The organism is Paracoccus maritimus, from assembly GCF_025195095.1.
Classification (GTDB): domain Bacteria; phylum Pseudomonadota; class Alphaproteobacteria; order Rhodobacterales; family Rhodobacteraceae; genus Paracoccus; species Paracoccus maritimus.
The window spans coordinates 120,862-146,936 of sequence record NZ_JANAVZ010000008.1 but is presented as its reverse complement, the minus strand read 5'-3'; the positions used below and the strand labels follow the sequence as shown (position 1 = coordinate 146,936).

Genomic DNA, 26,075 nt, shown 5'->3' with positions numbered 1-26,075 from the left:
ATTCCCAATGCAGATCACCCGCCGCACCGGACTTTCCCTTGCCGTCGCCGCCTTGGGCGTCACCGCCCTGCCCCGCTTTGCCGCCGCACAACAGGGCGCGTCGGAATTCAGCTATCCTGTCGAAGGCGGCAATGTCGTTTTCCACCCGGTCGATCATGCCTCGATGGTCGTCGAGACGCCGGGCGGGGTGATCTATGTCGATCCGGTCGGTGGCGCCGAACAATACGCGGATCTGCCCCAACCCTCGCTTATCCTGATTACGCACGAACATGGTGACCACTACGATCTTCCCACGCTGGAGGCCCTGCCCGACGTGCGGCTGATCACCAACCCTGCGGTCCACGAGATGCTGCCGGATGCCCTGAAAGAGCGGGCCAGCACCATGGCGAATGGCGACATGGCCGAGGCACTGGGTATGCAGATCGAGGCTGTTCCGGCCCACAACACGACCGAAGACCGGATGCAGTATCATCCGGAAGGGCGCGACAACGGCTATGTCCTGACGATCGGTGGCAAGCGCTTCTACATTGCCGGCGACACCGAGCCCACGCCTGAGATGCAGGCGCTGACTGATATCGCGGTGGCATTCCTGCCAATGAACCTGCCCTACACGATGACCGTGCAGCAGGCCGCGGAAGCCGTGGCTGCGTTCAAGCCTGCGGTGGTCTTCCCCTATCACCATCGTGGCAGCGATATTCAGGAATTCGCGCAGCTTGTCCTTGATGGCGGCTCGGGTTCCGAGGTCGTGATCGCGAACTGGTATCCCGACGGCAAGGCCTAGAACGGCACCGGCGCGTTGAAACCTTGCTGCACGCCGCTTTCGGGATGTTTGACCCGCAGGCTTTCGGCGTGCAGCATCAGGCGCGGATGGGCCGCCGCATCGCCGGTGGCGTAAAGCGGATCGCCCAGTATGGCATGGCCGGTTTCGGCCATGTGGACGCGCAGTTGATGGCTGCGCCCGGTCAGCGGAAACAGCCTGACCCGCGTTTCGTCATCGCCAGCGCGCATCACCCGCCAATCGGTTCGCGCCGGCTTGCCCGTATCGTGATCGACCTTTTGTCGGGGCCGGTTCGGCCAGTCCACGATCAGCGGCAGGTCCACGCGCCCGGTGTCCGGCTGCAAGCGGCCTGCCACGCGCGCGACGTAGGCCTTCTTCGTGCGCCGATCTTCGAACTGCTTGGACAGATGCCGCTGCGCATGCGGGGTCAGGCCGAAAATGATCACGCCCGACGTGTCCAGATCCAGCCTGTGGACCAGAAGGATGGTCGGAAACGCACCGCGCAGACGCTCGATCAGGCAATCGGCCCGGTCAGGCCCGCGCCCCGGCACCGACAACAGCCCGGACGGCTTGTTCACCACAAGGATTTCGTGATCGACATGAATGATCTCGGGCGCATCCGGAGGCGGGGAATAGACGAAGCTCATTTCGTGACAAGGCGCAGGGCGAGGCCGGCGAACATCACCGCGGCGATCTTGTTGACCACTCCCAGATTGCGTCCGATGACATGGCCCGCCAGCCCGCCCACGATGCCATAGCCCATTGTCACGACCGTTCCGGTCAGTGCAAAAATCAGGCCCAGCCCAAGGACCTGCTGCCAGACCGGCCCCCATGCCGGATTGGTGAATTGCGGCAGAAAGGCCAGCAGGAACAGCACGGGCTTGGGGTTCAGTGCATTCGACATGAAGCCGCGTCGGATGATGTTCCAAGGTCTGACGCTGCCGCGCGCCGAGGGATCGACAGGCCCAGCACTCCAGCTTTTCCACGCCAGCCACAACAGATAGGCGGCGCCCGCATATTTGATGGCCAGCAAGGCCTGCGGGTGGGCCGCGACGACCGCGCCCAGGCCAACCGTCGCCATGGTCAGATGCATCAGTACGCCCAGACCGACACCAAGGCCCGCCAACGCGCCCGCGCGTGGCCCGCCTTGGATGCCACAGGCGCTTGCGAAGAACACGTCCTGACCGGGCGCGAAGTTCAGCACCAGCCCGCCTGCGATGAACGCCGTCAGCTGTGCGGCTGGGATGTTGGCCAGCGTCTCCCAGATCATCGTCTACTGGTCCTTCTGCGGCAGCCCGTCCGCGATCCGATAATAGTCGCCCTTGTCCGCGACATAGATATGTTCGTCCATCCGCAGCCCCGTCGGGTTGTCGATCGCGCCGGGCGACACGGACAGCGTCTCGCGACCGTTCGGCCGCCAGAACAGCGACGTGCCGCATACCGAACAGAAACCCCGCTCGGCCTCGGGAGAGGACTGGTACCAGCGCAGCGACTGACCATCGATCACCGGCGCATCCAGATGGAACGACGCCCAGACATGGCCCGACCAGCGACGGCACTGGCCGCAATGGCAGGCCGTCACCTCGGGGCCACCGGCGCGGCCCGAAAACCGGACCGCGCCGCACAGGCACTGTCCCCGGATCTCAAAGTTCTGCGAAGACGTCATCCAGGATCTCCCTCAGCCGCGCCGCATCCTCGGCGGTGAAAGCATTGGCCCGGTCGCTGTCGATGTCCAGCACGCCGATCAACCGTCCCCCGGCGCCAAAAACCGGCAACACGATCTCGGATCGCGTGGAACTGGCGCAGGCGATGTGACCGGGAAAGGCGTCCACGTCGGCCACAAGCTGCACCTGCCCGGTCCTCGCCGCCGCGCCGCACACCCCGCGAGAGAATGGGATGACCAAGCACCCATGCCCGCCCTGGTAGGGGCCGATTTTCAACAGTTCCGGCCCTACCGCGCGATAGAAACCGGTCCAGTCGAAGCGGTCGTCCGAATGATGGATTTCGCAGGCCAGCGTGGCCATCAGCGCGACCTCGTCGGTCTCGCCCTGGGTCAAGGCGCTGATCCGCGCCGCAAGGTCGTCATAATGGCTCATCCGTCGGGTTCTACGCGCCCAGGCGGGCGACGAAAACCCCGTCATCGGACTGCATCGGAGATCGCGGGGTGCGGCGCATCACACCGCAGCCATGCGCGATCATGGACGCGGGGCAAGGGATCGGCCAATCTGGCCGCCATGTTGAACCGGCTGAACCTGACCTCACGCATCTTTCTGGTGATTCTCGTCGTGCAGCTGATGCTGTTCGCGGCGCTGTCAGCGGCAAGCCTTGGCAATCTGCGCCGCGAAATCTCGGTCGAGACCGAACTGGCCGCCCAGACGGCCAGATCACTTGTGCTGGCAACGATCGGAACCATGCAGGGCGCGGTGCCGCCCGACCGCTTGATGGCCCTGCTGCCAGAACGTCTGATCCCGCCACGTCATACCCATATCGGTATTCTGGATGCGCGAGAGGGCATCGTGCGAGAGCCCTTCGTTCCGAATTCCCGCCAAGCCACCGCCCCCCGCTGGTTCGCGGCGCTGGTTGCCCCGGAACCACACGAGACCCGGCTGCCGGTCAGCATCGAGGGCCGGCTGCGCGGATATGTCTATATCGCCAGCGAACCCGGCCCCGAAATCGCGGCGGCGTGGGGACAGGTCCGCACCGTTCTGGGACTGGCTGCCCTGGCCGCGGGGGCGCAGGCGCTGCTGATCCTGATCGCCACACGACGCGCCCTGAGGCCCGTTCAGCGCATTACCGGGCGGCTGGCCGAATTGACCCGTGGCGACCTGTCGGCGCGGGTCGGCACCCTGCCCCAGCCCGATCTTGCACCCCTTGCCGCAGGTGTCGACCGTCTTGCGGATGCACTTGAGAAGGCACGGATCGACACCAGCCGGCTGCAACGCCAAGTGGTCGGGCGCGGCGACGCCGAACGCAAGGCCATTGCCCGCGATCTTCACGACGAGATGGGTCCATGCCTGTTCGGACTTCGGGTCGAAATCGATGCGCTGCACGAGGCCGCGTCAGACGACACGATCCGCGGTCATGCGGACGCAATCGCCGAGATCGCCGAACAGATCGCACGGGTCAACCGCGCCCTTCTGGGCGACCTGCGCCCCGCCGCGATCGGCCAGTTGCCGCTGGCCACGGTGCTGTCCGATTACGTCGCCGATCTGCGACGGCGCTTCCCCGAGATCCGCATCGACCTGGACATCGCCGATGGCCTGGCGGAACCCGACGAGGCGACCGCCGTCACCCTGTTCCGGATCCTGCAGGAGGGAACCACCAATGCGATGCGCCATTCCGGCGCCGACCGGCTTGCGATCCGGCTCTGGACCGATCCGGCACATTGGCGCATGATCCTGACCGATGACGGCGAAGGATTTGCCGGGGACAGCCGCGAGGGCACCGGGCTGACCGGGATGCGGGAACGAATCACCCTGCTTGGCGGCGCCCTGACCCTGTCATCGGACCGCAACGGAACCCGGATCGAGGCAAGCCTGCCCCATCTGCGGGCGCAATGAGGCCACAGGGAATGAAGACAGCGCTGGTCATCGACGATCATCCGATCACGCATCTGGGCGCCAGCCGCCTGTTGCGCGACCTGGGCTATGACCCGGTCGGACAGGCAATGTCGGGCGAGGATGCGTTGGCGCAGTTGGCCCACGAACCGGCGCCCGCGCTGATCGTGCTTGATATCAGCCTGCCCGGCACCGGCGGGCTTGATCTGGTGGCGCCGCTGAAGGCGCTGGCACCGGATGCACGCATCCTCATCTTCTCGATGAACGATCAGACGGGTTTCGCGGCCCGCGCGCTGCAGGCCGGCGCGCAGGGGTTTCTGTCCAAGAACGCCCCACCCGCCGATTTTCGCGAGGCCGTGAGGACGCTGGAGGCGGGCGAATTCTATCTGTCGGCACGGCAGGCTTTGGCGCTGGCCACGTTGCGCTCCGGGGCCAGCGCAGATCCGCTGGCTGCATTGTCTGACCGCGAAAGGCAGGTGCTGGGTCTGATCGGTCGCGGACTCAGCCTGCAGGCCATCGCCGACGAACTTCGCGTCAGCTACAAGACCGCCGCGAACACGTCTTCCTCATTGAAGAAGAAGCTTGGCGTGGATGGGATCAACGGATTGATGAAATTTGCACTGGACAGCGGGGTCTGAGGCGGGGCCATGGCGACACTGGGATGGTTTGGACTTCCTGACGGCGCGCCCCCTGGCGAGGCGGACCGGATGCTGGCGCGGCTGGCGCGCGACCTGAAGGATGCCGGCCTGCGCGTCGCGGGTGCCGTCCAGAAAAATCTTGATCTGGGCGAGGATTGCGCCTGCGACATGGACGTGATCGTGATCGGCGAAGAAGATCGCCCGATCCGCATTTCCCAGTCTCTGGGGCGTGGCTCCAGCGGCTGCCGGCTTGATGCCGGCGCGCTGGAAATGGCGGCGGCGCGGGTCGGCGCGCGACTGGCCGGCGCCGAATTGCTGATCCTGCCGAAATTCGGTCGGCAAGAGGCAGTGGGTCGCGGTTTTCGCGCGATCATCGCCCAGGCCGTCACGGATGAACTGCCGGTGCTTCTGCACGTGCCGGCCGAACAAAGGGCCGATTTCGCGCGGTTCTGCGGCGACTTGGCCGAACGCATCGCGCCCGACGAACTGGATCGCTGGTGCATGGCGCAGACGACGGGCGCGGTGTGACTCCCGATGGCACGATCGATGCGCGCGGGCTTCTGTGCCCCCTGCCTGTGTTGCGGCTGCGCAAGGCCCTGGCAGGTGTCGCGCCGGGAACCCGGCTGAGGCTGATTGCGACCGATCCGATGGCGGCGGTCGATGTGCCGCATTTCTGTCGCGAGGCAGGTCATGTCATGATCGAGGCGCGCGATCTGGACAACGGTACACGCGAATACACGGTCCAGGCGCATTCACCAGCCCGTGGGGCAAAGGACATGTGTGGATAGCAGAACATGACGATACGAATTCCTGGCAATCGAAAGCGGTTTTCCGACCTGACCGAACGCGAGATCCTGGCCCTGGCCATTTCGTCGGAAGAGGATGATGCCCGCATCTATCGCAACTGGGCCGAGTTCCTGCGGACCGATTATCCGGCCACCGCCGCCATCTTCGACGGGATGGGCGAGGAAGAGGACGATCACCGCGCCAGACTGATCGAAGGGTATCGCGCCCGTTTCGGCGAGGCGATCCCGGTGATCCGACGCGAGCATGTGGCCGGCTATTACAGCCGACGTCCTGCCTGGATGATGCAGAACCTGTCGCTCGACACGATCCGCCGCGAAGCGGCGCTGATGGAACACGACGCCGCCGATTTCTACGCGCGCGCCGCGCAATCCAGTTCCGATGCTGCCACGCGCAAGCTGTTGGGCGATCTGGCCGCTGCCGAACGGGGCCATGAAGTCCGCGCCGGCGAACTTGCCGGTGAGAACCTGACCGACGAGGCCCGCGAGGAAGAGGACGCCGTCGCCCACCGCGAATTCATCCTGACCTGGGTGCAGCCGGGTTTGGCGGGGCTGATGGATGGATCCGTCTCGACCCTGGCGCCGATCTTTGCCACCGCCTTCGCCACGCAGGACACCGGGACGACGTTCCTGGTCGGACTGGCCGCCAGCCTTGGTGCCGGGATCAGCATGGGCTTTACCGAGGCCGCATCGGATGACGGCGTGGTGTCGGGACGCGGCTCGCCAATCAAGCGTGGCATCGCCTCGGGGGTGATGACGGCAGTCGGCGGTCTGGGGCACGCCCTGCCCTATCTTATCCCGCATTTCTGGACCGCGACGATCATCGCCTGCATCGTGGTGTTCGTCGAATTGTGGGCCATCGCGTGGATCCAGAACCGCTGGATGAAGACACCGTTCTGGCGGGCGGCCTTGCAAGTCGTCGTGGGCGGTGGTTTGGTCTTTGCGACGGGGGTGCTGATCGGTTCGGGCTGACCCGGGACAAGGGGGCGGCTTGACCTTTCGGCAAGCAACAGGAATCGATCCGGGGCGCGCGAATGATGCCGCCAGACCGATGCGGACCAACGGGCGCGCACGCCGCGCCCTGCCTGCCGATCCACAGATTCCGACCGGCTTTCCGACGATCGCGCAGCGCCTCTGATGCTGGCGGTATTTCTGAAAACACTGCCGTTCTTCGGCTTGATCGGGCTGGGCTGGCTGGCTGCGCGGTCGCGTTTCTTTCCCGAAGAAGGCGCAGCCTGGCTGACGAAGTTCGTCTTTTTCTTCGCGCTCTCGGCGATGCTGTTCCGGTTTGCCGCAAGCCTGGATCTTGCCGCGCTGTTCGACCTGCGCTTCGTGCTGGCCTATCTGACCGGATCGACCGCCGTGTGGGCGATCGGCATGGCCGCCGCCCGCTGGCGCGGCCTGTCGGTGCCCGAGGCCGCGATGGAGGCGCAGTGCTGCATGATCGGCAATACCGGCTTTCTTGGCGTGCCGATGCTGGTCGTGTTGCTGGGCGAACGCGCGGTCGGCCCGGTTCTGATGGTGCTGACCATCGACATGCTGGTGTTTTCAACCCTGATCACGCTGATCATCCACGCCTCGCGCAGCGGTGGACTGCGGCTGCGCACGATCCTGCCGGTGATGCGCGGCATCGTCGCCAATCCGATGATCCTGTCGATGGTCGCCGGGCTGATCTGGGCGCAGATGCGGCTGCCGATGCCGGGGCCGTTCGCCGAATTCCTGACGCTGCTTGGCGCCGCGGCCACGCCCGGCGCACTGTTCGCCATCGGCGCCAGCCTGGCCGCGCGCCGGTTGCAGCGTGTGGCGGCGTCGGGATGGCTGAGCTTCGCAAAGCTGGTGCTGCATCCGGCGGCGGTCGGGCTGGCATCCTGGGCCTGCGGCGTGACCCCGTTCGCGGCAGGTGTGATGATGGCTGCAGCTGCGCTGCCGGTGGCGGGGAATGTCTATATCCTCGCGCAATATTTCGGCGTCGCGCAGCAACGCGTTTCGGCTGCGATCCTGATCTCGACAGCGGCCAGCATCCTGACCGTGCCGGTGGTGATGGCGCTGATCGGCCAGACCTGACGCCTCATCCCCCTCGACCATGCCCGCCACCCGCGCTATGCCACCGCCCAAACGAGGGAGGGTATCATGCGCGACATCGGCGATCTGAGGCTGCAAAACATCCTGCTAAAGGTTGATGACGACGACATCGCGACCGTCACGCTGAACCGCCCCGAGAAACGCAATGCGCTGGATCTGGCAACGATCGACGAACTGGTCGACATCTTCTCGACACTGCCGCGGGCGGGCGTGAAGGTCGCGATCCTGCGTGCGAACGGCGATCATTTCAGCGCCGGGCTGGATCTGGTGGAACATCACCGCGAGAACCGCTCGGCCAGCGATTTCATGCATGTCTGCCTGCGCTGGCACGAGGCGTTCAACAAGATGGAATATGGCGGTGTCCCGATCATCGCGGTGCTGAAGGGCGCGGTCGTCGGCGGCGGGCTGGAACTGGCGTCCGCCGCGCATATCCGGGTGGCGGGGACCGACAGCTATTTCGGCCTGCCCGAAGGCCAGCGCGGGTTGTTCACCGGCGGCGGCGCGACGATCCGGGTCGCGGATCTGATCGGCAAGGCGCGCATGATCGACATGATGCTGTCGGGCCGGCTGTATCGCGGACAGGAAGCCGTCGATGTCGGCCTGTGCCAGTATCTGGTCGAGGACGCAGAGGCCAAGGCATGGGAGATTGCAAGGAACGCGGCCCAGAATCCGCCGCTCTCCAATTTCGCGATCTGTTCGGCCATCAGCCACATGCAGAACATGAGCGCGCTGGACGCGGCCTATGCCGAGGCGGTCGTGGCGGGTGTGGTCAACACGCAGGACGCCGCCAGGGCACGGCTGGAGGCGTTCGCGAAGGGCACGGCCAACAAGATCAAGCCACAGGGCTGAGGCGGCCGCAGCCTCAGACAAGCAGCCAGACCAGCCCCCCGGCCAGAACCAGAACCGCCACGAACGCCACAAGCGTGAAAACCCCGTCCCGCGCCAGCATGCCGAACGCAAGCAGCGCGACCACCGCGCCGACGATCGACGAGGTGAACGGAACCAGTTCAAGGAATGGCATCAACATGCCACCGCACAGGCAGATCACACGCGCGATGAGGCTGAACGGCGGCTGGGACAGGATCTGCAGTCTGGGCCGCGTCACCCGGTCCAGCCAGCGCGCCGGCCGCTTCATGAAATCGCCGACCTGCCGCAGCCGGGCCGTTCCGATCTGTCGCGCCATCAGGGCCTGCGGCAGCCAGATATGATCGCGCCCCAGCAGCATCTGTGCCGAGACCAGCGTGATCAGACAGCCACAGAATGTTGAAACCAGCGGCACCCCCGACAGCGGCGACAGCACCGCCAAAGCCGGGATCAACAGGTTTGGCGTGAACGAGTTCTGCCCCAGCGCACGCAGGATCTGCGCGACGCTGGTCATCTTTTCGCCGGACGCGTTCTCGACGCGTTCGATCAGTCCGACGATGCTGACATGCTCTGCCATTCCCATCCCCTCAGGCGCCGCGGATCGCGGCAAGCTGCAAGGCAACGGGATCCGGCGCCGAAAGTTCGGATCCCTAGTCGCGCAACGCGCTCTGCAACAGTCGATCCAGAGATTGCAGGAAACGAGACCGGTCGGCCTTGGAAAACCCGGCGCCGCCACCCTGATGAAAGGGGTTCGCCGACCGGATATCGGCCATCAGGTCACGGGTCGCCAGACGCGGACCGATATTTGCCACGGACAGCACCTCGCCGTCATGCTGCAACACCTGCGCACCTGCCTTCAGGCAGCGATCGGCCAATGGCAGATCCGCCGTCACCACCACGTCACCGGGTCCGCACGCCTCGGCAATCCATTTGTCGGCCTCATCCGGCCCCTCGGCCACGATCTGCAGGGACACCAACGGATTCGGTGACGGTCGCAACCCGCCATTGCAGACCAGAACCATCGGCACCTGCAGCCGGGTCGCAACACGCTCGGCCTCGGCCTTCACCGGGCAGGCATCCGCGTCGATGTAGAGCGTCGTCAATCGCGCAGCAACTCGTTGACCGACGTCTTGGCGCGCGTTCTTGCATCCACCCGCTTGACGATCACGGCGCAATACAGGTTCACGCCGTTCTTGGATGGCATCGAGCCTGCGACGACGACCGACCCGGCGGGCACCTCGCCATACATGACCTGCCCGGTCTCTCGGTCCACGATCTTGGTGGACTGGCCGATGAACACGCCCATGCCCAGCACGGACCCTTCGCGGACGATGCAGCCCTCAACCACTTCGGACCGCGCGCCGATGAAGCATTCGTCCTCGATGATCGTCGGTCCGGCCTGCAACGGTTCCAGCACGCCACCGATGCCGACGCCGCCCGACAGATGCACGTTCTTCCCGATCTGCGCGCAGGATCCCACCGTGGCCCATGTGTCCACCATCGTGCCCTCGCCCACATGCGCGCCAAGGTTCACGAAGGACGGCATCAGCACCGCGCCCTTGCCGATGAAGGCGCTGCGCCGCACGATCGCGCCAGGCACCGCCCGGAACCCGGCGGCGCGCCACTGGTTGTCACCCCAGCCCGCGAATTTCGACGGCACCTTGTCCCACCAGTTGCCGCCCTGCGGACCGCCCGACATTTCGGTCATGTCGTTCAGGCGGAACGACAGCAGCACGGCCTTTTTCGCCCACTGGTTCACATGCCAGTCAGCACCGCCTTTTTCGGCGACGCGCAGCTCGCCCGTGTCCAGCCGGTTCAGTGCCTCATCGACGGCCTCGCGGACCTGACCCTGCGTGGCGCTGGTGATATCGGCGCGGTTGTCCCACGCGGTTTCGATGGCATGTTCCAGGGCTTGGGTCATCGCGGCCTCTCCTCGATATGTCGCGTCCGGGTGGAAACTGTCACGTCAGGGCTATAAGCCTGTGAAAAGCGCCGCGCAATCCGCGCGGACCGCGAAACACCTCCGAGGCTTTCGATGACCGACAAGGAAGACCGCGCCCACCCCTTTCCGCACAGCGACGAGGACGCGGCCCGCGCCGATCGCATTCCCGATACGCCGCAGACGCGGTCGCCCGCCTATCGGCTGGCCTTCACCGACCGCGATTTCATGCTGCGAGAGGAGCTGCGCCCGCTGCGGCTGCAACTGGAACTGCTGAAGCCGCAGATGGTGATGGACGAACGCGGGGTCGAATCCACCGTCGTCATGTTCGGCGGCGCGCGCATCCCGTCGCCCGAACATGCCGACCAAGCCCGCACGAAGACGCTGGCGGACCTGGCGAAATATTACGAGCAGGCAAGGCTTTTCGCGCGCGAGATGACGCGGCGCAGCCTGGAATCCTACGGCCGTGAATTCGTCATCTGTACCGGTGGCGGGCCGGGCGTGATGGAGGCCGGCAACATGGGCGCCGAAGAAGCCGGTGGCGCGTCGATCGGGCTGGGTATCGTGCTGCCGCACGAGCAGGCGCCGAACCGCTATGTCACACCGGATCTTTGCTTCAATTTCCATTACTTCGCGATCCGCAAGATGCATTTCCTGATGCGAGCGCGGGCGATTACCGTCTTTCCCGGCGGCTTCGGCACGCTGGACGAGTTGTTCGAGACGCTGACACTGGTGCAGACCAAGCGGATGAAGCCGATCCCTATCCTGCTGTTCGGGGCCGAGTTCTGGGACAGGATCCTGAATTGGGAGGCGCTGGCCGAAGCGGGCACAATCAGCGAGTCCGATCTGGACCTGTTCCACTATGTCGAAACAGCCGAGGACGCGGTGGCGATCATCGATGCTTGGCAAGAACCCTGTTAGCGCGGACACATCATGTAACCTGTGCGAGGGCTGCCGCCGTTTCGAGGCCATTGCCGCCGCTTGGCATCATTGCAATAGCTCAGGCTACGCAGAGCGGAGCGCACATGAAAAAGGGATAGTTCGAGTTCGGGTACCTTATCTTGGTTGTGGGGTATGCGGCGTTCGCGTTGCTTGAGCGATCAAGCGAACGGCTGGAAGCTGTGGCAACAGCCACGCAGCTTAGAGGCTATTTAACAGGCAGATTAGGAAGCGACGTCAGTGACAGTCAGGAACTTTCGTATGCTGGCGACATCGAGCATTTTCTTAAGTCGCAAGGCGGAACTTTCTTTGTCGTCCTTTTCACGATCATAGCGCTGCTCGCTCTGCGCTCGTTTGCGAAAACTGAGCTTTCGTTAGTCATGATGGCGACATTTTCGAGGTTTTGGACGTGGCGTCCCTGACTGCCACCGGTGCGAGAACTGTGATGTAGGGAGCGCATTGAAAGGCAGCTTTGTCTGGCAAAGTAGTCTTTGAATGACCACAATTTCGGACGTCTTGCCGCGATTATCCCGCCGCCTCGGCCGCGATCTGGGCACGGCTTTTGCGGCCGCGTTCGGTGGCGGATTTCAGCTGACCGCAGGCCGCCATGATATCCTCGCCGCGCGGGGTACGGATCGGGCTGGCATAGCCTGCCTTGTGGACGATGTCCGCAAAGGACTCGATGCGTTCCCAGCTTGATCGCTGATAAGGCGCACCCGGCCATTCGTTGAACGGGATCAGATTGATCTTGGCGGGAATGCCCCGGATCAGCCTGACCAGCCTGCGCGCGTCTTCATCGCTGTCGTTCACTCCGTCCAGCATCACATATTCGAAGGTGATCCGTTCGGAATTGGACAGCCGGGGATATTCGCGCAGCGCATCCAGCAGGGTCTGGATGTTCCAGCGCTTGTTGATCGGCACCAGCCTGTCACGCACCTCGTCGGTGGTCGCATGAAAGCTGACCGCCAGAAGGCAGCCAATTTCCTCGGCCGTGCGCGCGATTTCCGGCACGACGCCGCTGGTCGACAGCGTGATGCGGCGGCGTGACAGCGACAGCCCCTCGCCATCCATCACCACTTTCATCGCATCACGCACGCCCTCGAAGTTATAAAGCGGCTCGCCCATGCCCATCAGCACCATGTTGCTGATCAGACGTGTCTCGTTCTTGGGTGTTCCCTGCGTGGGCCATTCGTCCAGATCGTCGCGGGCGATCATCAGCTGACCGACGATCTCGCCCGGTGTCAGGTTGCGGACCAGCTTTTGCGTGCCGGTGTGGCAGAAGGAACAGGTCAGCGTGCAGCCCACCTGGCTGCTGACGCACAATGTTCCGCGCCCTTCCTCGGGGATATAGACCGCCTCGACCTCGTGCCCGCCGGCAATCCGCAGCAGATATTTGCGCGTGCCATCGGCGCTGACCTGACGCGTCACCACCTCGGGCAGCGAAATCTCGAACCGGTCGGCCAGCAGCGCGCGATAATCCTTGGCCAGATTGGTCATCGCCGCGAAATCACGCACGCCCCAGTGATAGACCCATTGCCAGATCTGCCCGACACGCATCTTCGCCTGCCGCTCGGGCGTGCCCGCGGCAATCAGCGCGTCGTGAAGCTGTTCGCGGGTCAACCCGACAATGTTCACCCGACCGCCTTCCGGCAGCTTGCGGGGAATGGTCAGGACATCCTGCGTGATCGGAGCGGACATGGATTTACCAGAGTTGCGCGTGAAAGATCCGCAGATAAGCGAAATGGGCCGGTAATTCAACCGGCCTCTGCCTCGCAGTCCGCCACCCTTGTCACGGCAGGGCTGGAAGGCCCGACCGCAAAGGGATCACTCGCAGCGTGATTTCGCGGTGTTGGTCGCGGCGGTAATGCCGATCAGGCTGAACGTGTCCTTGGTCGTCGTGCCGCGGGAAGAACGGCCGGTGACCACGACGGACGACCCTGCGCGCAAGGCTCCGATCAGCTTCTGATCCTCGGACGGGCTGCCGGTCCAGGCATTCTCGCCCTCGGTGAACAGGTTGAACTTCTGTCCGCCGATATCGACCTCGACCGTCGAGCCGGGGGCGAACGGATAGCCGCCGGTGAACGAGACCTCGCCGTTATTGCCTGGACGATAGGCGACATACAGGCGGATGTCGCCCCGCGTCACCTCGACCTCTTCGCCGTCCTTGGTGTTCAGCGTGGATTTCGGGGGTGAAACCGCCCAGCATTCCCGCGGATTGTCGGCCGCAAAGACGGTCCAGTCATCCTCGGTCGCGACCACATTCGTCGATTCCTGTGCGACCGCCGAACCCAGCCCCGCCATCAGGACCGCAATGGCTGCCATGCCGCGCAGCGTGGTATTCTTCATGCTCTGGCCTCCTGCCGTTTCGCTTCGCCGCTTTGCCCGGCGTTCTTGCCGATTGCTGTGGTCTTTTCAACCTTCTGCAATCAGGATAGCCAAAATCATTGCGCGAAAAAGAGCGCAAGGCATGAAATCGCGCAATTGTCAGGGGGAGATTGCGATGCGTTCAGCCAAATTGATCGAATTGTGGCGCGGAGGCCAGCGCGAAAGCCTGCATCGCGGGCACGCAGTGGTCTGCGACCGCAGGGGCGTGGTCGAGGCCTGGGGCGAACCATCGCGGATCATATTTCCGCGATCATCGTGCAAGATGATACAGGCGCTGCCTTTGGTCGAAAGCGGTGCGGCCGACGCCGCTGGTCTGACCGAACGACATCTGGCCTTGGCCTGCGCCAGCCACAGCGGAGCGCGGATGCATGTCAGCGCGGTCGGCGACTGGCTGAACACCGTTGGCCTGTCCGAGGCGGATCTGCGCTGCGGCAGCCACATGCCCCGCGACCGCGACGAGAACCGTCGCCTGACATGTTCGGATGAAAGTCCCTGCCAGTTACACAACAACTGCTCGGGCAAGCATGCGGGGTTCCTGACGCTGAACCAGCATTTGCGCGGCGGCCCCGACTATGTCGATGCCGATCATCCGATCCAGCAGGCGGTGAAAACCGCCTTCGAGGAGGTCACCGACGAGATCAGCCCCGGCTATGGGATCGACGGCTGTTCGGCGCCGAACTGGTCGTGCTCGCTCGAGGGGCTTGGACGCGCCATGGCGGCATTCGCAAATCCCGGATCGGATCGTCGCGGCCGGGCCATGAAGCGTCTGGTTGACGCCATGCGGGCGCATCCCGAACTGGTCGCGGGGGAAGGCAGGGCCTGCACATTGCTGATGCGGGCAATGGGCGGACATGTCGCGGCAAAGACCGGGGCAGAAGCCGTCTTCGTGGCAATCCTGCCGGAACAGGGGCTGGGCGTCGCGCTGAAGATTGCCGATGGCGGCACCCGTGCGGCAGAAGCCGCGATCACCGCAATTCTCGTCCATCTGGGCGTGCTGGATCGCGCCCAGCCCGCAGTTCAGACTTTTCTGACCGGCCCGATCCGCAACTGGCGCGGCATCGTGACCGGAGAAATGCGAACCGCGCCGGGATTTCCGGCCTAAATCGTCACGAATCCGACGCAGTTTTCTGCTTGGATGCCGATGAGGGCGGTTCCCCCACCGCCTCCCTCCGGGCGAAGATCGGTCGGCGTCCCTTGGCAGAGTGGACGCCGGCCCGCCCGCGGACGCCGGTCAGATCATCTCCCAGATCAGTCGCAGCGCCAGCACGGTCGAGGTCAGCACAAGCAGCGGCTTGATCAGGCGTGATCCGATCCGCGCCGCCAGCCGGGCGCCCAAAGCCGCCCCGGCGATCTGGGCCAGCCCCATCATCAACCCCAGCCCCCAAAGCGGCGATCCGACCAAGGCAAAGGTCAGCAATCCACCCAGATTGGAAAACAGGTTCAGAAGCTTGGTATGCGCTGTGGCCTTCAGCACGCCGTATCCAGCCAGCGACACGAACGCGATCATGTAGAAGGACCCGGCGCCGGGGCCGATCAGGCCGTCATAGAAACCGATCAGCGGCACGACCAGCGCGCCGAACAGCACGGGCGACATCCGGCGCAACCGGTCCAGATCGTCCAAGCCGGGCTTCACCGCAAAGAAGATCGCGATTCCGATCAGGACGACCGGCAAGGCCAGCCGCAAACCCTCGGTCGGCAGACGGGTCACAAGCGCTGCGCCCAGAATGCCTCCGGCCCCGGCCAGCAGCGCCATGCGCCATTGCTGACGTAGATTCACAAGGCCGCGCGCGGCATAGCTGATCGCCGCTGTCGCCGCCCCGAACACGCCCTGCACCTTGTTGGTGGCCAACGCCTGCGCCGGCGGCACCCCGGCCAGCATCAGCGCCGGAACGGTAATCAGGCCACCACCGCCCGCAATGGCATCCACGAACCCGGCCGCGAAACCCGCGGCGATCAGCACCAAGACAAGATTCAGGCTCAGATCCAACATGATCGGCCATTGCGCCGCGGACACCGGATTGTAAAGCCCTTGGCAACCGGGTTCCTTCACCGTTCCCGGCGTGAGATAGATTGGCAGTGGAACAAAAGGGATCACGTCATGCTGGAACAGCTGGATCTGCGGCATCCGATCGTTCAAGCCCCGATGGCCGGCGTATCCACCCCGGCGCTGGCAGCGGTCGCATGCAATGCCGGTGCGCTGGGTTCGGTCGCGCTTGGGGCGCTGGACGTGGCCGGGGCAAGAAGCGCCATCGCACAGACACGCGCGCTGACCGCGCGTCCCTTTGCGGTGAACCTTTTCTGCCACGCCCCGGCGGTCCGGGACGCGGCGCGTGAAGCAGCCTGGCTGGACCGACTGCGGCCCGAATTTGCGCGGTTCAACGCCCAGCCTCCGCAATCTCTGTCCGAAATCTATCAAAGTTTTCGGGTCAACGACCCGATGATGCGCCTGCTGCAAGAGGTCAGGCCCGCCGCGATCAGCTTTCATTTCGGCCTGCCCACGGCGAACCAGATTGCCGCCCTGCGTCAGACGGGTGCGGCTCTGATGGCCACCGCCACGAATCTGGTCGAGGCGCGCCTGATCGTGGCCGCCGGTCTGGACGTGATCGTGGCGCAGGGCTGGCAGGCCGGCGGCCATCGCGGAATGTTTGATCCTGATGCCGAGGATCCCAGCTTGCAGACACGACCGCTGCTGCGCCAGATTACCGGACTGGGACTGCCGGTCATCGCTGCCGGGGCGATCATGACGCGACAGGACGCACGTGCCGCAATCGCCGACGGGGCCGTGGCCGTGCAATGCGGGACGGCATTCCTGCTTGCCCCCGAAGCCGCGACTTCAGCGCCCCATCGAGAGGCGATGGGTACTGGCCGCACCCGCATGACCAGGGCGATATCGGGCCGGCCGGCGCGCGGACTGGAAAATCTTTTCACCGCGATAGATGGCGCTGAAGCCCCTGCCTATCCCGTGACCTACGATGCAGGAAAAGCGCTGAACGCCGCAGCCTTGGCAACCGGAGAAACCGGGTTTGGCGCGTTCTGGGCCGGCACCGGGGCGGCGGCTGCGGTCGCAAGGCCCGCAGCCGAGACAATCGCCGCGATCAGTCCGTGACGAACTCGGTCGCGCGGTATCCCTGAAGATACAGAAGGGCGGTCAGATCGCCGTGGTTGATGCGGATCTTCGCCTGCGCGGCGACGGCGGGCTTGGCGTGCAGGGCGACGCCTGTGCCGGCCAGTTGCAGCATGCCCAGATCGTTGGCGCCGTCGCCGACCGCAATTACATCGTCCGGGGTCAGGCCGCGTGCGTCAGCAACGTCGCGCAACGCCTCGATCTTTGCCTCGCGGCCCAGCACCGGCAGGGCGACATGGCCGGTCAGCACCCCGCTTTCGGCCAGCAGCGTATTGGCACGGTGTTCGTCGAAGCCGAGCCGGGCGGCGACCGGGCCCGTGAACGAGGTGAACCCGCCCGACACCAGCGCCGCATATCCGCCATTCGCGCGCATCGTGGCGACCAGTTCGCGACCGCCCGACGCCAGCGTGATGCGCGTCGCCAGGACTTCTTCGATTACCGATTCCTGCAATCCCGCCAACAGGTTGACGCGTTCGACCAGCGCCTCGTGAAAGTTCAGCTCGCCATTCATGGCGCGGGCGGTGATGGCGGCGACGCGGGGGCCGGCGCCGGCGAAGGCGGCGAGTTCGTCGATGCATTCCTGATCGATCATGGTGGAATCCATGTCGGCCAGCAGGATCGATTTATGCCGCGCGGCAGTGGGCTGAATGGCCAGGTCGATGCCGATCGTCTGCAGGTCCGACCAGACCTGTTCGGCGTCGTCGGGCAGCGCCTGAATGTCGAATTCCCCAGCGATTCCAGGGTTCAGCCAGCGCGGGCTGCCGCCATCCCAAGACTTTGCCAGCCCGTCCAGCAGCGCGCTTTCAAGATTGGCGACGGTGGGCGCGGCGATCAGCGAGACGGTGTGCATGGCGGTCTTCCTTGGGCATCCTCGGCACGCCGTCTAGGCCGAAGATCGCCGCCGCACAAGCCATGCACCCGCGCGGCACCGGGCGTGCACAGCGCGTACACCGACAACGCACGGCCCGTTAAGGCCGCGTTAACCGCCCCGCGCCACCGTCGTCACGGGCAGACACTGGCAAGCACGGGGCGGCACGGCGATGGGCATCGGCAAGGCGGAAGAGACGCGGCGGGTGAATTACCACTACATGGCCGACGCGATGCGGCAACTTGAATGGGACCTGCACAGCACCATCCTGGACCGGATGCGGATCCCCGAGGAATGGCACCAGATCGCGCGCGAGAAACCGGCCAAGGCCAAGACGCGGGTCACGCTGCGGCTGGACGAGGACATCGTGAAATTCTTTCGCAGCATGGGGCCGGACTGGCAGGTGCGCGTCAACCGGCTGATGTCGGTCTGGATGCATGCGCGCCTGGCCGGGCTGATCCATGGCGGCGAGACGATGGATTACCTGGCCCGGCGCGAGGATCAGATGCTGGATGGCCCGCGCCCCGAGTTCGGCGAGTATCAGCGCAAGCGCGACGACATGCTGGGCCCCGAAAACCCCGAGGGCTGGCGCGACAAGGGCGGCGTGCCGATGCCCCAGCGCGTCACCACGATGTCCCCCGTGGCGCGGCAGGCGCTGATGGAGGAGATGAAGAAGCGGAACGGGATCGGGGAGGTGTGAGGGGCCAGACGCGACAGCCACGGCACGCATCAATGTTTGACGCCTCCTCAGCCTGCGCTAAGCTGTCAGGGTCGTGACAGCACGCGGACGGATGGATGAATTTCCTCAGCCAGATCAGCCTGATTTCCCTGCCTGTCTGGGTCAAGACCGCGCTGGCAGCCCTGCTGATCTTTTGCCTGTTCAGCGGCATCTACATTTTCATCGACGCAATCACGGGCAAGACCAGCGATTCCGCGCTGTCGGCCAGCGCCTATCTTCTGGGCATCATCACGCCGGTGTCGATCCTTGGGGTGGTCTTTGCCACCTCCTATGCTGGCGAACGCAACCTGACCGAACGGACCGAGCACTTCCTGACCAAAACGATCCCGTTCGCGCTGGCCACCGTATCCGAGGGCGAGGCCCGCTATCGCGACCCCGAACAGTTTCCCGCCTCGCCGCACCCGAACCCGCAAAACCGCGCCAAGGTGCTGCTGAACCATCGGCGGGGCGCCTGCAAGGCCGACTATCTGGTGCATTTGCCGCGCGACCGGGGCGCGCTGAGCCTTTGCGTCGAACTGAATGTGCGCCGCGCAAACGTGCTGATCGGATTCCCCGGCGCCGCGCCGAACATCACCACGGCCGATGTCGCCCGCAAGCTGTCGCACAGCCTTGGCATCCGAGAGGACGAAGATCCGTTTCAGATCCTCGCGGCCGGATCGGTCGCCGGCGCGCGAGGCCTGTATCACTTCAACCCGACGCTGATGCGCCGCAGCCTGAATTCGCGGCCCCACAACGCCCTGTCCTGCAGCATGAGCCTGCCGCAGGATTTTCTGTGGAACGCCGCCGAACGGCTGTATTTCGCGCAGGATCTGGCGATCATGCTGCGCGCCTTTGTCTATGAATGGCCGGAGGGTGTTCTGATGATCACTTCAGAGGCGGCCAACGGCGAGTAGTCTGGGCGGCTTGCAGGCGACGCGTCACGCCTGCAACGACCTGACCCCGACTTCCCCCTCCTCGCGTGACTTGATCGCCGCCACGGCGGCGATGCTGCCGGCGGCCGTGGTGAAGTAGGGGATCTTGTCATACAGCGCGACGGCGCGGATCTCGCGGCTGTCGGCGATGGCCTGGGTGCCCTCGGTGGTGTTCAGGACCATGGCGATGTCGCCGTTCTTGAGGCGGTCCACGATGTTCGGGCGACCCTCATAGACCTTGTTCACGCGGGTCGTGGCGACGCCGTGCTGGCCCAGGAAATCGGCCGTGCCCGAGGTGGCGACCAGCGAAAAGCCCATCTGGACCAGATCGCGGGCGGCGTCGGCCAGCGCGTCGGATTTGTCGGCGTCCTTGATCGAGATGAAGATGCGGCCTTCGAAGGGCAGCAGCGTGCCCGCGCCAAGCTGCGCCTTGAGGAAGGCGCGCGGGAAGTTGCGGTCCCAGCCCATCACCTCGCCGGTCGAGCGCATTTCGGGGCCCAAGAGCGTATCGACGCCGGGGAAGCGGGCGAAGGGCAGCACGGCCTCTTTCACCGAAAACCACGGCGTGATCGGGTCGGCCAGCGTCAGCGGATCGGCAAAGGGCAGGTCATCCTCGGGGCCGACGCCTTCGGGATAGGGGTCGCGTTCGGGGAAGTTCGACATCGGCTCGCCCGCCATCAGGCGCGCGGCGATGGAGGCGATGGCACTGTCAGTGGCCTTGGCGACGAAGGGCACGGTGCGCGAGGCGCGGGGATTGACCTCGAGCACGTAGATCTGGCCGTCCTTCAGCGCGAACTGGACGTTCATCAGCCCGACCACGCGCAGGGCGCGGGCCATCGCGGTGGTCTGGCGTTTCAGTTCCTGGATCGTGGCGGCGTCCAGCGTGTGCGGGGGCAGCGAACAGGCGCTGTCGCCGGAATGGACGCCCGCCTCCTCGATATGTTCCATGATGCCGGCGACGTGGACATTGTCGCCATCCGACAGCGCGTCCACATCGACCTCGATCGCGCCGGACAGGTAGCTGTCCAGAAGCACCGGGTTCTTGCCCGAGACGGTCACCGCCTCGGTGATGTAGCGTTTCAGGTGGTCCATGTCGCGCACGATCTCCATCGCGCGGCCGCCCAGCACGTAGGAGGGGCGGATGACCAGCGGGAAGCCGATGCGTTCGGCGATGGCGATGGCCTGATCGTCGCTGCTGGCGATGCCGTTGATCGGCTGCTTGAGGTTCAGGCGGTTCAGCAGGTCCTGGAAGCGTTCGCGATCCTCGGCCAGGTCGATGGCGTCGGGGGTGGTGCCCAGGATCGGGATCCCCTCGGCCTCGAGATCGTTGGCCAGCTTCAGCGGGGTCTGGCCGCCGAACTGGACGATGACGCCGTGCAGCGTGCCGTTTTCCTGTTCCACGCGCAGGATTTCCAGCACATGTTCCAGGGTCAGCGGTTCGAAATATAGCCGGTCCGAGGTGTCGTAGTCGGTCGAGACGGTTTCCGGGTTGCAGTTGACCATGATGGTCTCAAAGCCCGCGTCGGTCAGCGCGAAACAGGCATGGCAGCAGCAATAGTCGAATTCGATGCCTTGGCCGATGCGGTTCGGGCCGCCGCCGAGGATGACGACCTTTTTCGCGTCGGTGGGGCGGGATTCGCATTCCACGTCGCCCATCGCGGGGGCTTCGTAGGTGGAATACATGTAGGGGGTCTGGGCCTCGAATTCGGCGGCGCAGGTGTCGATGCGCTTGAACACGGGACGGATGCCGGCGGCGGCGCGGGCGCGGCGGATATCGGATTCCTCGCCGCCGGTCAGATGCGCCAGCCGGGCATCGGTAAAGCCCATCATCTTCAGCGCGCGCAGGGCGTCGGCATCGACGGGCAGGCCGTTTTCGCGCACGCGGTGTTCGGCGTCGATGATCTCGCGGATGCGCGCCAGGAACCACGGATCGAAGCTGGTGACACGCTGGATCTCGTCATCGGAGAGGCCGAAGCGCATCGCCTCGGCAATGATGCGGATACGGTCCGGGGTCTGCCTGGAAAGCGCGGCGATGACGGCGGGCTTGCCCTGTTCCGCCGCGCCCTCGATGACGATTTCATCCAGCCCGGTCAGGCCGTTCTCCATCGAGGTCAGGGCCTTCTGCAGCGATTCATGGAAGCTGCGTCCGATCGCCATGACCTCGCCCACCGATTTCATGGCGGTGGTCAGCTCGGGCTTCGATCCGGGGAATTTCTCGAACGCGAAGCGCGGGATCTTGGTCACGACATAGTCGATCGAGGGCTCGAACGACGCGGGCGTGACCTTGGTGATGTCATTGTCCAGCTCGTCCAGGGTGTAGCCCACGGCCAGCTTTGCGGCGATCTTGGCGATCGGGAAGCCGGTCGCCTTGGACGCCAGCGCCGAGGACCGGCTGACGCGGGGGTTCATCTCGATCACGACCATCCGGCCATCCTCGGGATTGATGGCCCATTGCACGTTCGAACCACCGGTCTCGACGCCGATCTCGCGCAGGACCGCAATGCTGCCGTTCCGCATCCGCTGATATTCGCGGTCGGTCAGGGTCAGCGCGGGGGCGACGGTGATCGAATCGCCCGTGTGAACCCCCATCGGATCAACGTTCTCGATGGAACAGACGATGATGGCGTTGTCGGCGCGGTCGCGCACCACCTCCATCTCGTATTCCTTCCAGCCCAGCAGGCTTTCGTCGATCAGCACCTGCGCGACCGGGCTGGCATCCAGCCCCGACCGCACGATCCGTTCATAATCGTCGCGGTTATAGGCGACTCCGCCGCCGGTCCCGCCCAGGGTATAGGCGGGACGGATGATGGCGGGCAGGCCGATGTCCTCCAGCGCCTCGACCGCTTGCTGGACGCCGGCATTGATGTCGTATTTGCCGCTGGCCAGCTTGGGGGCGGCAATGATTGTGGCGCGCGGGTTTTCCAGACCGATCCGGTCCATCGCCTCGCGGAACAGCTTGCGATCCTCGGCCATCTCGATCGCCGAGCGCTGCGCCCCGATCAGTTCGACGCCGTAACGGTTCAGAACCCCGGCATCGGCCAGCGCCAGCGCAGTGTTCAGACCGGTCTGCCCGCCCATCGTGGGCAGCAGCGCATCGGGGCGCTCCTTGGCGATGATCTTTTCGACGATGCCCGGCGTGATCGGTTCGATATAGGTCGCGTCGGCCATTTCGGGATCGGTCATGATCGTCGCGGGATTCGAGTTCACGAGGATCACCCGATAGCCTTCCTCGCGCAGGGCCTTGCAGGCCTGTGCGCCGGAATAGTCGAACTCGCAGGCCTGCCCGATGACGATGGGCCCTGCCCCGATGATCAGGATGGACTTGATATCGGTTCTTTTCGGCATGGAGCCTCCGGGGCTGGCTTGGATCTGCGCAAATCGTCCGGGGTTATAGCCAAGCACGCCCGGGGTTCAAGGCAAGAAGCCGCATCCGGGATGAAATCGACCCCGCGATACGAAACGCCGCGTGCCGCGGACGCCGGTCGACAAGGCGTTTGGTGGATCCAGAAGATGCGGTCGGCCCCGAGACCAAGGCGAATGATCATGCCCGAAGGCGCGGCCGGTCACTGATCGCACCCTGTTGTTCCTGAGGCGCTCAGGCGTCAAGGTCACGGATGGCCAGGCGTCAGGGTCACGGATGACCGAGGGACGCGACTTGCCTGACGCGACAAATACTGCGCAGCGTCCGGGATTTTTCGCGAATCGCGAGGGCCGTCCTGTCTGCGAACATCAGGTCGCGACACGGATGGGGTCTGGCCACACGCCATGTGCGACGCCCGATCCGTTCGATGGCGTGTGGATGGCCCGAAAAATTCGTTGTCCTACGAGGACAGCAGGGTCAGTGCGGCGCTGTAGCGGTTCTGGACCTGAACCTGTTCGAGTTGCGAGCGCGCAAGGAAGTTGCGCACCAGTTTGTCTATGCCCTGATCGGTGGCGATATCCGCGAAGGACGCGCTGCCCAGATAGCGTTCAGAGGCCTTCGTGAATTCCTCCAGCTGGCGATCGATGGACAGCTTGCCATAGGCGTTGCCGAAACCGAAGGCGCCTTCGAACACCTCGCGCAGCGGCGGGTTTCCCATCACCTCGAACCACAGGGTCGAATCCTTGGAATCGCGTCCGGCGAACCCCTGCAACTCGCGGCGTGCATTCAGGGCAAGGCGCAGGTTTTCGTCGCCTTCGCCGACCCGCCGTTCGAACTCTCGCTGCAGATATGCGGCAGATACCTTCTCGCCCAGCTCGTCCGCGGCAGATGCGCCCGCGCCATAGCCAAGTGCCTCTGCCAGTCGCAGATACCGCTTGTCGCTGAGCCGGTTGACCAGTGACGTGCGGTCGCTGACATCCGAATCCAGGACCTGCCTGATAAAGGCCTTGTTCGAGATATCGGCTTCCAGACCAAAGGCGCCCAGCGCCACGTTCAGCAAGCGATAGTCCTTGACCAGATCTTCGGCGGTCAAGGCGGTCTCGATATTCTGCCTGAAATATGCGGTGTTGCGCTGCAGGCCCGGATCCTTCGACAGAATTTCCATCTGCCGATCCTCGCTTTGCTTCAGAACCCGCCATCCCAGCAGGCCGCCCGCGCCGAAGGTGATCGCAGCCGTCATGCCAACCTCATTGTTGCCGGGCAGCGAACAGCCGCGCCTCTCTGGGAAGAAGCTGCCGCAGGCTTCGCAGTGCCTGATAGGCATTGCCATCGACCGCGTGGACCGTCGCATCCGAAAGGACTCTGCGACTGTCGCGATCGTCGAAAACCTGGCTCAACTGTTCCATCGCAAGCAGAAGCTGCTTGCGCCCCTGTGACAGATCGGCATCCCCCGACAGGATCAGCTGCGCGATATAGCAGGCCCGCGCCACCGGCGTGCATGCCCGATCCGGATGGATCGCGTCCTTCAGGCGCAGCACGTTCGCGTTCGGCGTCTTGATCGCGATCTTCGACCTGCGGTCGCCATTCTCGATCACGGCACCGTTGATCAGCACGCGCTCGTTCGGGGCGAGCTTGAGGACCAGACCGCTCATATGTCGGCCTCGCCGCGCAATCCTTTCATGATGGACATGTTGATGTCGATCAGCGCATCGGTCGTGGCGGACCCCGACAGCACCGCGTGGCCGTGGCGTAGCGAGAAACCGGCCAGGGACAGCAGACCTGCCTTGATCTCATCCGCCAGCCCGTTCTGCGGATCGGCAAGATCCGACGCGAAGATGGTCCAGAGCTGGTTGTTCTTGTGCACCGCCATGACCGTATCGGCACTGCGACCGGTGCGGTCGGACTGCTTCAGCAGCCGCGTGACACGCGAGAGGATATCGTATTCGGCGTCGCGCGCCGTCCGGACGGCGTTGGCGCCATAGCCGGTCTCAGACAAGGGTGTTACCGCGTTCAATATCGTGATTCCCGATGTGGTGTGGTGTAGCTTGAACGGGGCGCCCGAAGGCGCCCCGCGATGTCATCAGCGGAACAGCGCCAGGATCGACGACGGCGCCTGGTTGGCGATCGACAGCGACTGGATGCCCAGCTGCTGCTGGGTCTGCAGCGCCTGCAGACGGGCCGACGCCTCTTCCATGTCGGCGTCCACAAGCGATCCGATGCCCGCTTTCAGCGAATCGGCCAGCTTGCCCACAAAATCCGACTGGTCGGCGATGCGCTTGCCGGCCGAGCCCAGGTCGGCGGCCCCATTCACGGCGGCCTCGATCAGGACCTCGAGATCGTGAACCGCGGTGTCCGCAGTCGCGCGATCGGTGATCGCGGTCAGCGTGCCACCGACGATGCTGGCCTCGAAATCGGCCGAGTCCACGACGATGGTGTTCGACGTGGTCGCGGCCGTGGCGACCGAACGATCCAGTGACGCCAGCACCGTGAAGGTCGCGCCGCCGTCGATGCCGTTCGTGCTGAGCAGGTTCACGCCGTTCATCTGCGTGCCCGAAACGATCGAGGTGATCTGCGCCATTTTGGCGGTGATGTCGGTCTGAACCTTGTCGTAGTCGAAGCCGTCGGTCCCGGCATTCAGCGCGAGATTCTTCATCTCGTTCAGAAGGTCGGTCACCTGTTCGGCGCCCGCACGGGCGGTTGCGACGGTCGCCTCGGCCACGTTCAGGCCGCTCTGGATCGTCTTGAACGCCGCCTGGTCGGTTTCCATGACCTTCGAGATCGCCCAGATCGCGGCATTGTCCTGCGCATTGGCGATGGATTTGCCGGTCGAAATCTCGGACTGGGCCTTGTCGAGACCCGCGTTGATCGATTTCAGGGTCTGCAGGGCGACGATGGCGCCGTTATTGGTCAGAATGCTGGACATGTTGTCCTCCGTGAAATGGGGCGCTTTGCACCCGCTATTGAGAGATCCGGCCTTCTGACCTGGCGGGCTGAAATGCCCCGTGCGTTTCTTCGCACGTCCACCGTTCTAATCGGCTGGCCATTTACAAATAGTGAATTCCGGCTCTCCTCTCAAATCCGCAACGT

Annotated in this window: 29 protein-coding genes; 13 read left to right on the top strand and 16 right to left on the bottom strand. The window is 64.7% G+C overall.

The annotated features are described in order from the left end of the window. Nucleotides 1-7 precede the first annotated feature (7 nt). Complete coding sequence (locus MU516_RS14630; RefSeq protein ID WP_260278022.1) at nt 8-781, top strand: MBL fold metallo-hydrolase; 774 nt, start codon at nt 8-10, stop codon at nt 779-781. Here the strand turns inward: MU516_RS14630 and MU516_RS14625 are convergent. From MU516_RS14625 to MU516_RS14610, 4 genes are read right to left on the bottom strand one after another with little or no spacing between them, the layout of a single operon-like run. Then, nucleotides 778-1,425: a pseudouridine synthase gene (locus MU516_RS14625; protein ID WP_260278021.1), complete on the bottom strand. Its 648-nt coding sequence runs from the start codon at nt 1,423-1,425 to the stop codon at nt 778-780. The genes MU516_RS14630 and MU516_RS14625 overlap by 4 nt on opposite strands. Continuing rightward, complete coding sequence (locus MU516_RS14620; protein ID WP_260278020.1) at nt 1,422-2,048, bottom strand: LysE family translocator; 627 nt, start codon at nt 2,046-2,048, stop codon at nt 1,422-1,424. Before MU516_RS14620 ends, MU516_RS14625 begins: the two co-directional genes overlap by 4 nt. Nucleotides 2,049-2,051: 3 nt before the next feature. After that, nucleotides 2,052-2,444: a GFA family protein gene (locus MU516_RS14615; RefSeq protein ID WP_260278019.1), complete on the bottom strand. Its 393-nt coding sequence runs from the start codon at nt 2,442-2,444 to the stop codon at nt 2,052-2,054. Continuing rightward, complete coding sequence (locus MU516_RS14610; RefSeq protein WP_260278018.1) at nt 2,422-2,874, bottom strand: GAF domain-containing protein; 453 nt, start codon at nt 2,872-2,874, stop codon at nt 2,422-2,424. Before MU516_RS14610 ends, MU516_RS14615 begins: the two co-directional genes overlap by 23 nt. 138 nt (nt 2,875-3,012) lie before the next feature. Here MU516_RS14610 and MU516_RS14605 point away from each other — a divergent pair, with 138 nt between their 5' ends. The 7 genes from MU516_RS14605 to MU516_RS14575 all read left to right on the top strand — a co-directional run bounded on the left by MU516_RS14605 (nt 3,013) and on the right by MU516_RS14575 (nt 8,707). Further along, complete coding sequence (locus MU516_RS14605) at nt 3,013-4,338, top strand: histidine kinase (RefSeq protein WP_260278017.1); 1,326 nt, start codon at nt 3,013-3,015, stop codon at nt 4,336-4,338. A gap of 11 nt (nt 4,339-4,349) precedes the next feature. Further along, on the top strand, nt 4,350-4,973 hold the full coding sequence (locus MU516_RS14600) for a response regulator (RefSeq protein WP_260278016.1): 624 nt from the start codon (nt 4,350-4,352) through the stop codon (nt 4,971-4,973). A 9-nt stretch (nt 4,974-4,982) separates the two neighbouring features. Beyond that, entirely contained in the window at nt 4,983-5,501 is a 519-nt protein-coding gene (locus MU516_RS14595; protein WP_260278015.1) for a DUF2478 domain-containing protein, read from the top strand. Further along, complete coding sequence (locus MU516_RS14590) at nt 5,471-5,761, top strand: sulfurtransferase TusA family protein (RefSeq protein ID WP_260278014.1); 291 nt, start codon at nt 5,471-5,473, stop codon at nt 5,759-5,761. The genes MU516_RS14595 and MU516_RS14590 overlap by 31 nt, the downstream gene beginning before the upstream one ends. A gap of 6 nt (nt 5,762-5,767) precedes the next feature. Continuing rightward, the gene (gene mbfA / locus MU516_RS14585) at nt 5,768-6,748 is read left to right on the top strand and encodes an iron exporter MbfA (protein ID WP_260278013.1); all 981 of its coding nucleotides are present in this window, start codon (nt 5,768-5,770) and stop codon (nt 6,746-6,748) included. Nucleotides 6,749-6,913: 165 nt separating this feature from the next. Continuing rightward, complete coding sequence (locus tag MU516_RS14580) at nt 6,914-7,840, top strand: AEC family transporter (protein WP_260278012.1); 927 nt, start codon at nt 6,914-6,916, stop codon at nt 7,838-7,840. A 66-nt stretch (nt 7,841-7,906) separates the two neighbouring features. Further along, nucleotides 7,907-8,707, top strand: coding sequence for a crotonase/enoyl-CoA hydratase family protein (locus MU516_RS14575; RefSeq protein ID WP_260278011.1), 801 nt, complete (start codon nt 7,907-7,909; stop codon nt 8,705-8,707). A 13-nt stretch (nt 8,708-8,720) separates the two neighbouring features. Here MU516_RS14575 and MU516_RS14570 read toward each other — a convergent pair whose 3' ends face one another. From MU516_RS14570 to dapD, 3 genes are all read right to left on the bottom strand, one after another. Further along, on the bottom strand, nt 8,721-9,299 hold the full coding sequence (locus MU516_RS14570; protein WP_260278010.1) for an exopolysaccharide biosynthesis protein: 579 nt from the start codon (nt 9,297-9,299) through the stop codon (nt 8,721-8,723). 73 nt (nt 9,300-9,372) lie between these two features. Beyond that, complete coding sequence (locus tag MU516_RS14565; protein WP_260278009.1) at nt 9,373-9,825, bottom strand: YaiI/YqxD family protein; 453 nt, start codon at nt 9,823-9,825, stop codon at nt 9,373-9,375. Then, nucleotides 9,822-10,643, bottom strand: coding sequence for a 2,3,4,5-tetrahydropyridine-2,6-dicarboxylate N-succinyltransferase (gene dapD / locus MU516_RS14560; RefSeq protein ID WP_260278008.1), 822 nt, complete (start codon nt 10,641-10,643; stop codon nt 9,822-9,824). Before dapD ends, MU516_RS14565 begins: the two co-directional genes overlap by 4 nt. 114 nt (nt 10,644-10,757) lie before the next feature. Between dapD and MU516_RS14555 the strand changes: the two genes are divergently transcribed. Then, complete coding sequence (locus MU516_RS14555; protein WP_260278007.1) at nt 10,758-11,582, top strand: LOG family protein; 825 nt, start codon at nt 10,758-10,760, stop codon at nt 11,580-11,582. Between the two features lie 543 nt (nt 11,583-12,125). On the opposite strand, the gene rlmN is transcribed toward MU516_RS14555, so the two are convergent. Together rlmN and MU516_RS14545 are read right to left on the bottom strand one after the other, a co-directional pair. Then, nucleotides 12,126-13,298 (bottom strand): dual-specificity RNA methyltransferase RlmN, encoded by a 1,173-nt coding sequence (gene rlmN, locus MU516_RS14550; RefSeq protein ID WP_260278005.1) that lies wholly within the window; start codon nt 13,296-13,298, stop codon nt 12,126-12,128. A gap of 126 nt (nt 13,299-13,424) precedes the next feature. Further along, complete coding sequence (locus MU516_RS14545; protein WP_260278003.1) at nt 13,425-13,946, bottom strand: invasion associated locus B family protein; 522 nt, start codon at nt 13,944-13,946, stop codon at nt 13,425-13,427. Nucleotides 13,947-14,100: 154 nt separating this feature from the next. Between MU516_RS14545 and MU516_RS14540 the strand changes: the two genes are divergently transcribed. Continuing rightward, on the top strand, nt 14,101-15,087 hold the full coding sequence (locus tag MU516_RS14540; protein WP_260278001.1) for an asparaginase: 987 nt from the start codon (nt 14,101-14,103) through the stop codon (nt 15,085-15,087). 129 nt (nt 15,088-15,216) lie between these two features. On the opposite strand, the gene MU516_RS14535 is transcribed toward MU516_RS14540, so the two are convergent. Beyond that, nucleotides 15,217-15,975: a TSUP family transporter gene (locus MU516_RS14535; protein WP_260278064.1), complete on the bottom strand. Its 759-nt coding sequence runs from the start codon at nt 15,973-15,975 to the stop codon at nt 15,217-15,219. A 108-nt stretch (nt 15,976-16,083) separates the two neighbouring features. Here MU516_RS14535 and MU516_RS14530 point away from each other — a divergent pair, with 108 nt between their 5' ends. Further along, on the top strand, nt 16,084-17,091 hold the full coding sequence (locus MU516_RS14530) for an NAD(P)H-dependent flavin oxidoreductase (RefSeq protein ID WP_260277999.1): 1,008 nt from the start codon (nt 16,084-16,086) through the stop codon (nt 17,089-17,091). On the opposite strand, the gene serB is transcribed toward MU516_RS14530, so the two are convergent. Continuing rightward, a complete protein-coding gene (gene serB / locus MU516_RS14525) occupies nt 17,081-17,959 on the bottom strand; it encodes a phosphoserine phosphatase SerB (RefSeq protein ID WP_260277997.1) in 879 nt (292 codons plus the stop codon). The two genes, MU516_RS14530 and serB, sit on opposite strands and share 11 nt — an antisense overlap. A 190-nt stretch (nt 17,960-18,149) precedes the next feature. On the opposite strand from serB, the gene MU516_RS14520 reads away from it, so the two are divergent. Both MU516_RS14520 and MU516_RS14515 read left to right on the top strand, forming a co-directional pair. Further along, nucleotides 18,150-18,677 carry a BrnA antitoxin family protein gene (locus MU516_RS14520; RefSeq protein WP_260277995.1) on the top strand — a complete coding sequence of 176 codons (528 nt, stop codon included), beginning with the start codon at nt 18,150-18,152 and terminating at the stop codon, nt 18,675-18,677. A 95-nt stretch (nt 18,678-18,772) separates the two neighbouring features. Beyond that, nucleotides 18,773-19,609 (top strand): hypothetical protein, encoded by an 837-nt coding sequence (locus MU516_RS14515; protein ID WP_260277993.1) that lies wholly within the window; start codon nt 18,773-18,775, stop codon nt 19,607-19,609. Nucleotides 19,610-19,633: 24 nt separating this feature from the next. Here MU516_RS14515 and carB read toward each other — a convergent pair whose 3' ends face one another. The 5 genes from carB to MU516_RS14490 all read right to left on the bottom strand — a co-directional run bounded on the left by carB (nt 19,634) and on the right by MU516_RS14490 (nt 25,911). Beyond that, a complete protein-coding gene (gene carB / locus MU516_RS14510; RefSeq protein ID WP_260277991.1) occupies nt 19,634-22,972 on the bottom strand; it encodes a carbamoyl-phosphate synthase large subunit in 3,339 nt (1,112 codons plus the stop codon). A gap of 476 nt (nt 22,973-23,448) precedes the next feature. Further along, a complete protein-coding gene (locus MU516_RS14505; protein ID WP_260277989.1) occupies nt 23,449-24,228 on the bottom strand; it encodes a DUF1217 domain-containing protein in 780 nt (259 codons plus the stop codon). Between the two features lie 7 nt (nt 24,229-24,235). After that, the gene (gene flbT / locus MU516_RS14500; protein WP_260277987.1) at nt 24,236-24,640 is read right to left on the bottom strand and encodes a flagellar biosynthesis repressor FlbT; all 405 of its coding nucleotides are present in this window, start codon (nt 24,638-24,640) and stop codon (nt 24,236-24,238) included. Next, complete coding sequence (gene flaF / locus MU516_RS14495; protein WP_209057151.1) at nt 24,637-24,984, bottom strand: flagellar biosynthesis regulator FlaF; 348 nt, start codon at nt 24,982-24,984, stop codon at nt 24,637-24,639. The genes flbT and flaF overlap by 4 nt, the downstream gene beginning before the upstream one ends. Nucleotides 24,985-25,068: 84 nt before the next feature. Beyond that, entirely contained in the window at nt 25,069-25,911 is an 843-nt protein-coding gene (locus MU516_RS14490) for a flagellin N-terminal helical domain-containing protein (RefSeq protein ID WP_209057150.1), read from the bottom strand. Nucleotides 25,912-26,075 lie beyond the last annotated feature (164 nt).

Coding starts and splice junctions, on each gene's coding strand:
- MU516_RS14490 (WP_209057150.1), bottom strand. CDS start 25,911: ATGTCCAGCATTCTGACCAATAACGGCGCCATCGTCGCCCTGCAGACC.
- serB (WP_260277997.1), bottom strand. CDS start 17,959: ATGCACACCGTCTCGCTGATCGCCGCGCCCACCGTCGCCAATCTTGAA.
- MU516_RS14630 (WP_260278022.1), top strand. CDS start 8: ATGCAGATCACCCGCCGCACCGGACTTTCCCTTGCCGTCGCCGCCTTG.
- MU516_RS14545 (WP_260278003.1), bottom strand. CDS start 13,946: ATGAAGAATACCACGCTGCGCGGCATGGCAGCCATTGCGGTCCTGATG.
- carB (WP_260277991.1), bottom strand. CDS start 22,972: ATGCCGAAAAGAACCGATATCAAGTCCATCCTGATCATCGGGGCAGGG.
- MU516_RS14540 (WP_260278001.1), top strand. CDS start 14,101: ATGCGTTCAGCCAAATTGATCGAATTGTGGCGCGGAGGCCAGCGCGAA.
- MU516_RS14620 (WP_260278020.1), bottom strand. CDS start 2,048: ATGATCTGGGAGACGCTGGCCAACATCCCAGCCGCACAGCTGACGGCG.
- MU516_RS14595 (WP_260278015.1), top strand. CDS start 4,983: ATGGCGACACTGGGATGGTTTGGACTTCCTGACGGCGCGCCCCCTGGC.
- MU516_RS14530 (WP_260277999.1), top strand. CDS start 16,084: ATGCTGGAACAGCTGGATCTGCGGCATCCGATCGTTCAAGCCCCGATG.
- MU516_RS14505 (WP_260277989.1), bottom strand. CDS start 24,228: ATGACGGCTGCGATCACCTTCGGCGCGGGCGGCCTGCTGGGATGGCGG.
- MU516_RS14580 (WP_260278012.1), top strand. CDS start 6,914: ATGCTGGCGGTATTTCTGAAAACACTGCCGTTCTTCGGCTTGATCGGG.
- MU516_RS14625 (WP_260278021.1), bottom strand. CDS start 1,425: ATGAGCTTCGTCTATTCCCCGCCTCCGGATGCGCCCGAGATCATTCAT.
- mbfA (WP_260278013.1), top strand. CDS start 5,768: ATGACGATACGAATTCCTGGCAATCGAAAGCGGTTTTCCGACCTGACC.
- MU516_RS14520 (WP_260277995.1), top strand. CDS start 18,150: ATGGGCATCGGCAAGGCGGAAGAGACGCGGCGGGTGAATTACCACTAC.
- MU516_RS14610 (WP_260278018.1), bottom strand. CDS start 2,874: ATGAGCCATTATGACGACCTTGCGGCGCGGATCAGCGCCTTGACCCAG.
- MU516_RS14555 (WP_260278007.1), top strand. CDS start 10,758: ATGACCGACAAGGAAGACCGCGCCCACCCCTTTCCGCACAGCGACGAG.
- MU516_RS14515 (WP_260277993.1), top strand. CDS start 18,773: ATGAATTTCCTCAGCCAGATCAGCCTGATTTCCCTGCCTGTCTGGGTC.
- MU516_RS14575 (WP_260278011.1), top strand. CDS start 7,907: ATGCGCGACATCGGCGATCTGAGGCTGCAAAACATCCTGCTAAAGGTT.
- MU516_RS14600 (WP_260278016.1), top strand. CDS start 4,350: ATGAAGACAGCGCTGGTCATCGACGATCATCCGATCACGCATCTGGGC.
- dapD (WP_260278008.1), bottom strand. CDS start 10,643: ATGACCCAAGCCCTGGAACATGCCATCGAAACCGCGTGGGACAACCGC.
- MU516_RS14535 (WP_260278064.1), bottom strand. CDS start 15,975: ATGTTGGATCTGAGCCTGAATCTTGTCTTGGTGCTGATCGCCGCGGGT.
- MU516_RS14605 (WP_260278017.1), top strand. CDS start 3,013: ATGTTGAACCGGCTGAACCTGACCTCACGCATCTTTCTGGTGATTCTC.
- MU516_RS14615 (WP_260278019.1), bottom strand. CDS start 2,444: ATGACGTCTTCGCAGAACTTTGAGATCCGGGGACAGTGCCTGTGCGGC.
- rlmN (WP_260278005.1), bottom strand. CDS start 13,298: ATGTCCGCTCCGATCACGCAGGATGTCCTGACCATTCCCCGCAAGCTG.
- flbT (WP_260277987.1), bottom strand. CDS start 24,640: ATGAGCGGTCTGGTCCTCAAGCTCGCCCCGAACGAGCGCGTGCTGATC.
- MU516_RS14570 (WP_260278010.1), bottom strand. CDS start 9,299: ATGGCAGAGCATGTCAGCATCGTCGGACTGATCGAACGCGTCGAGAAC.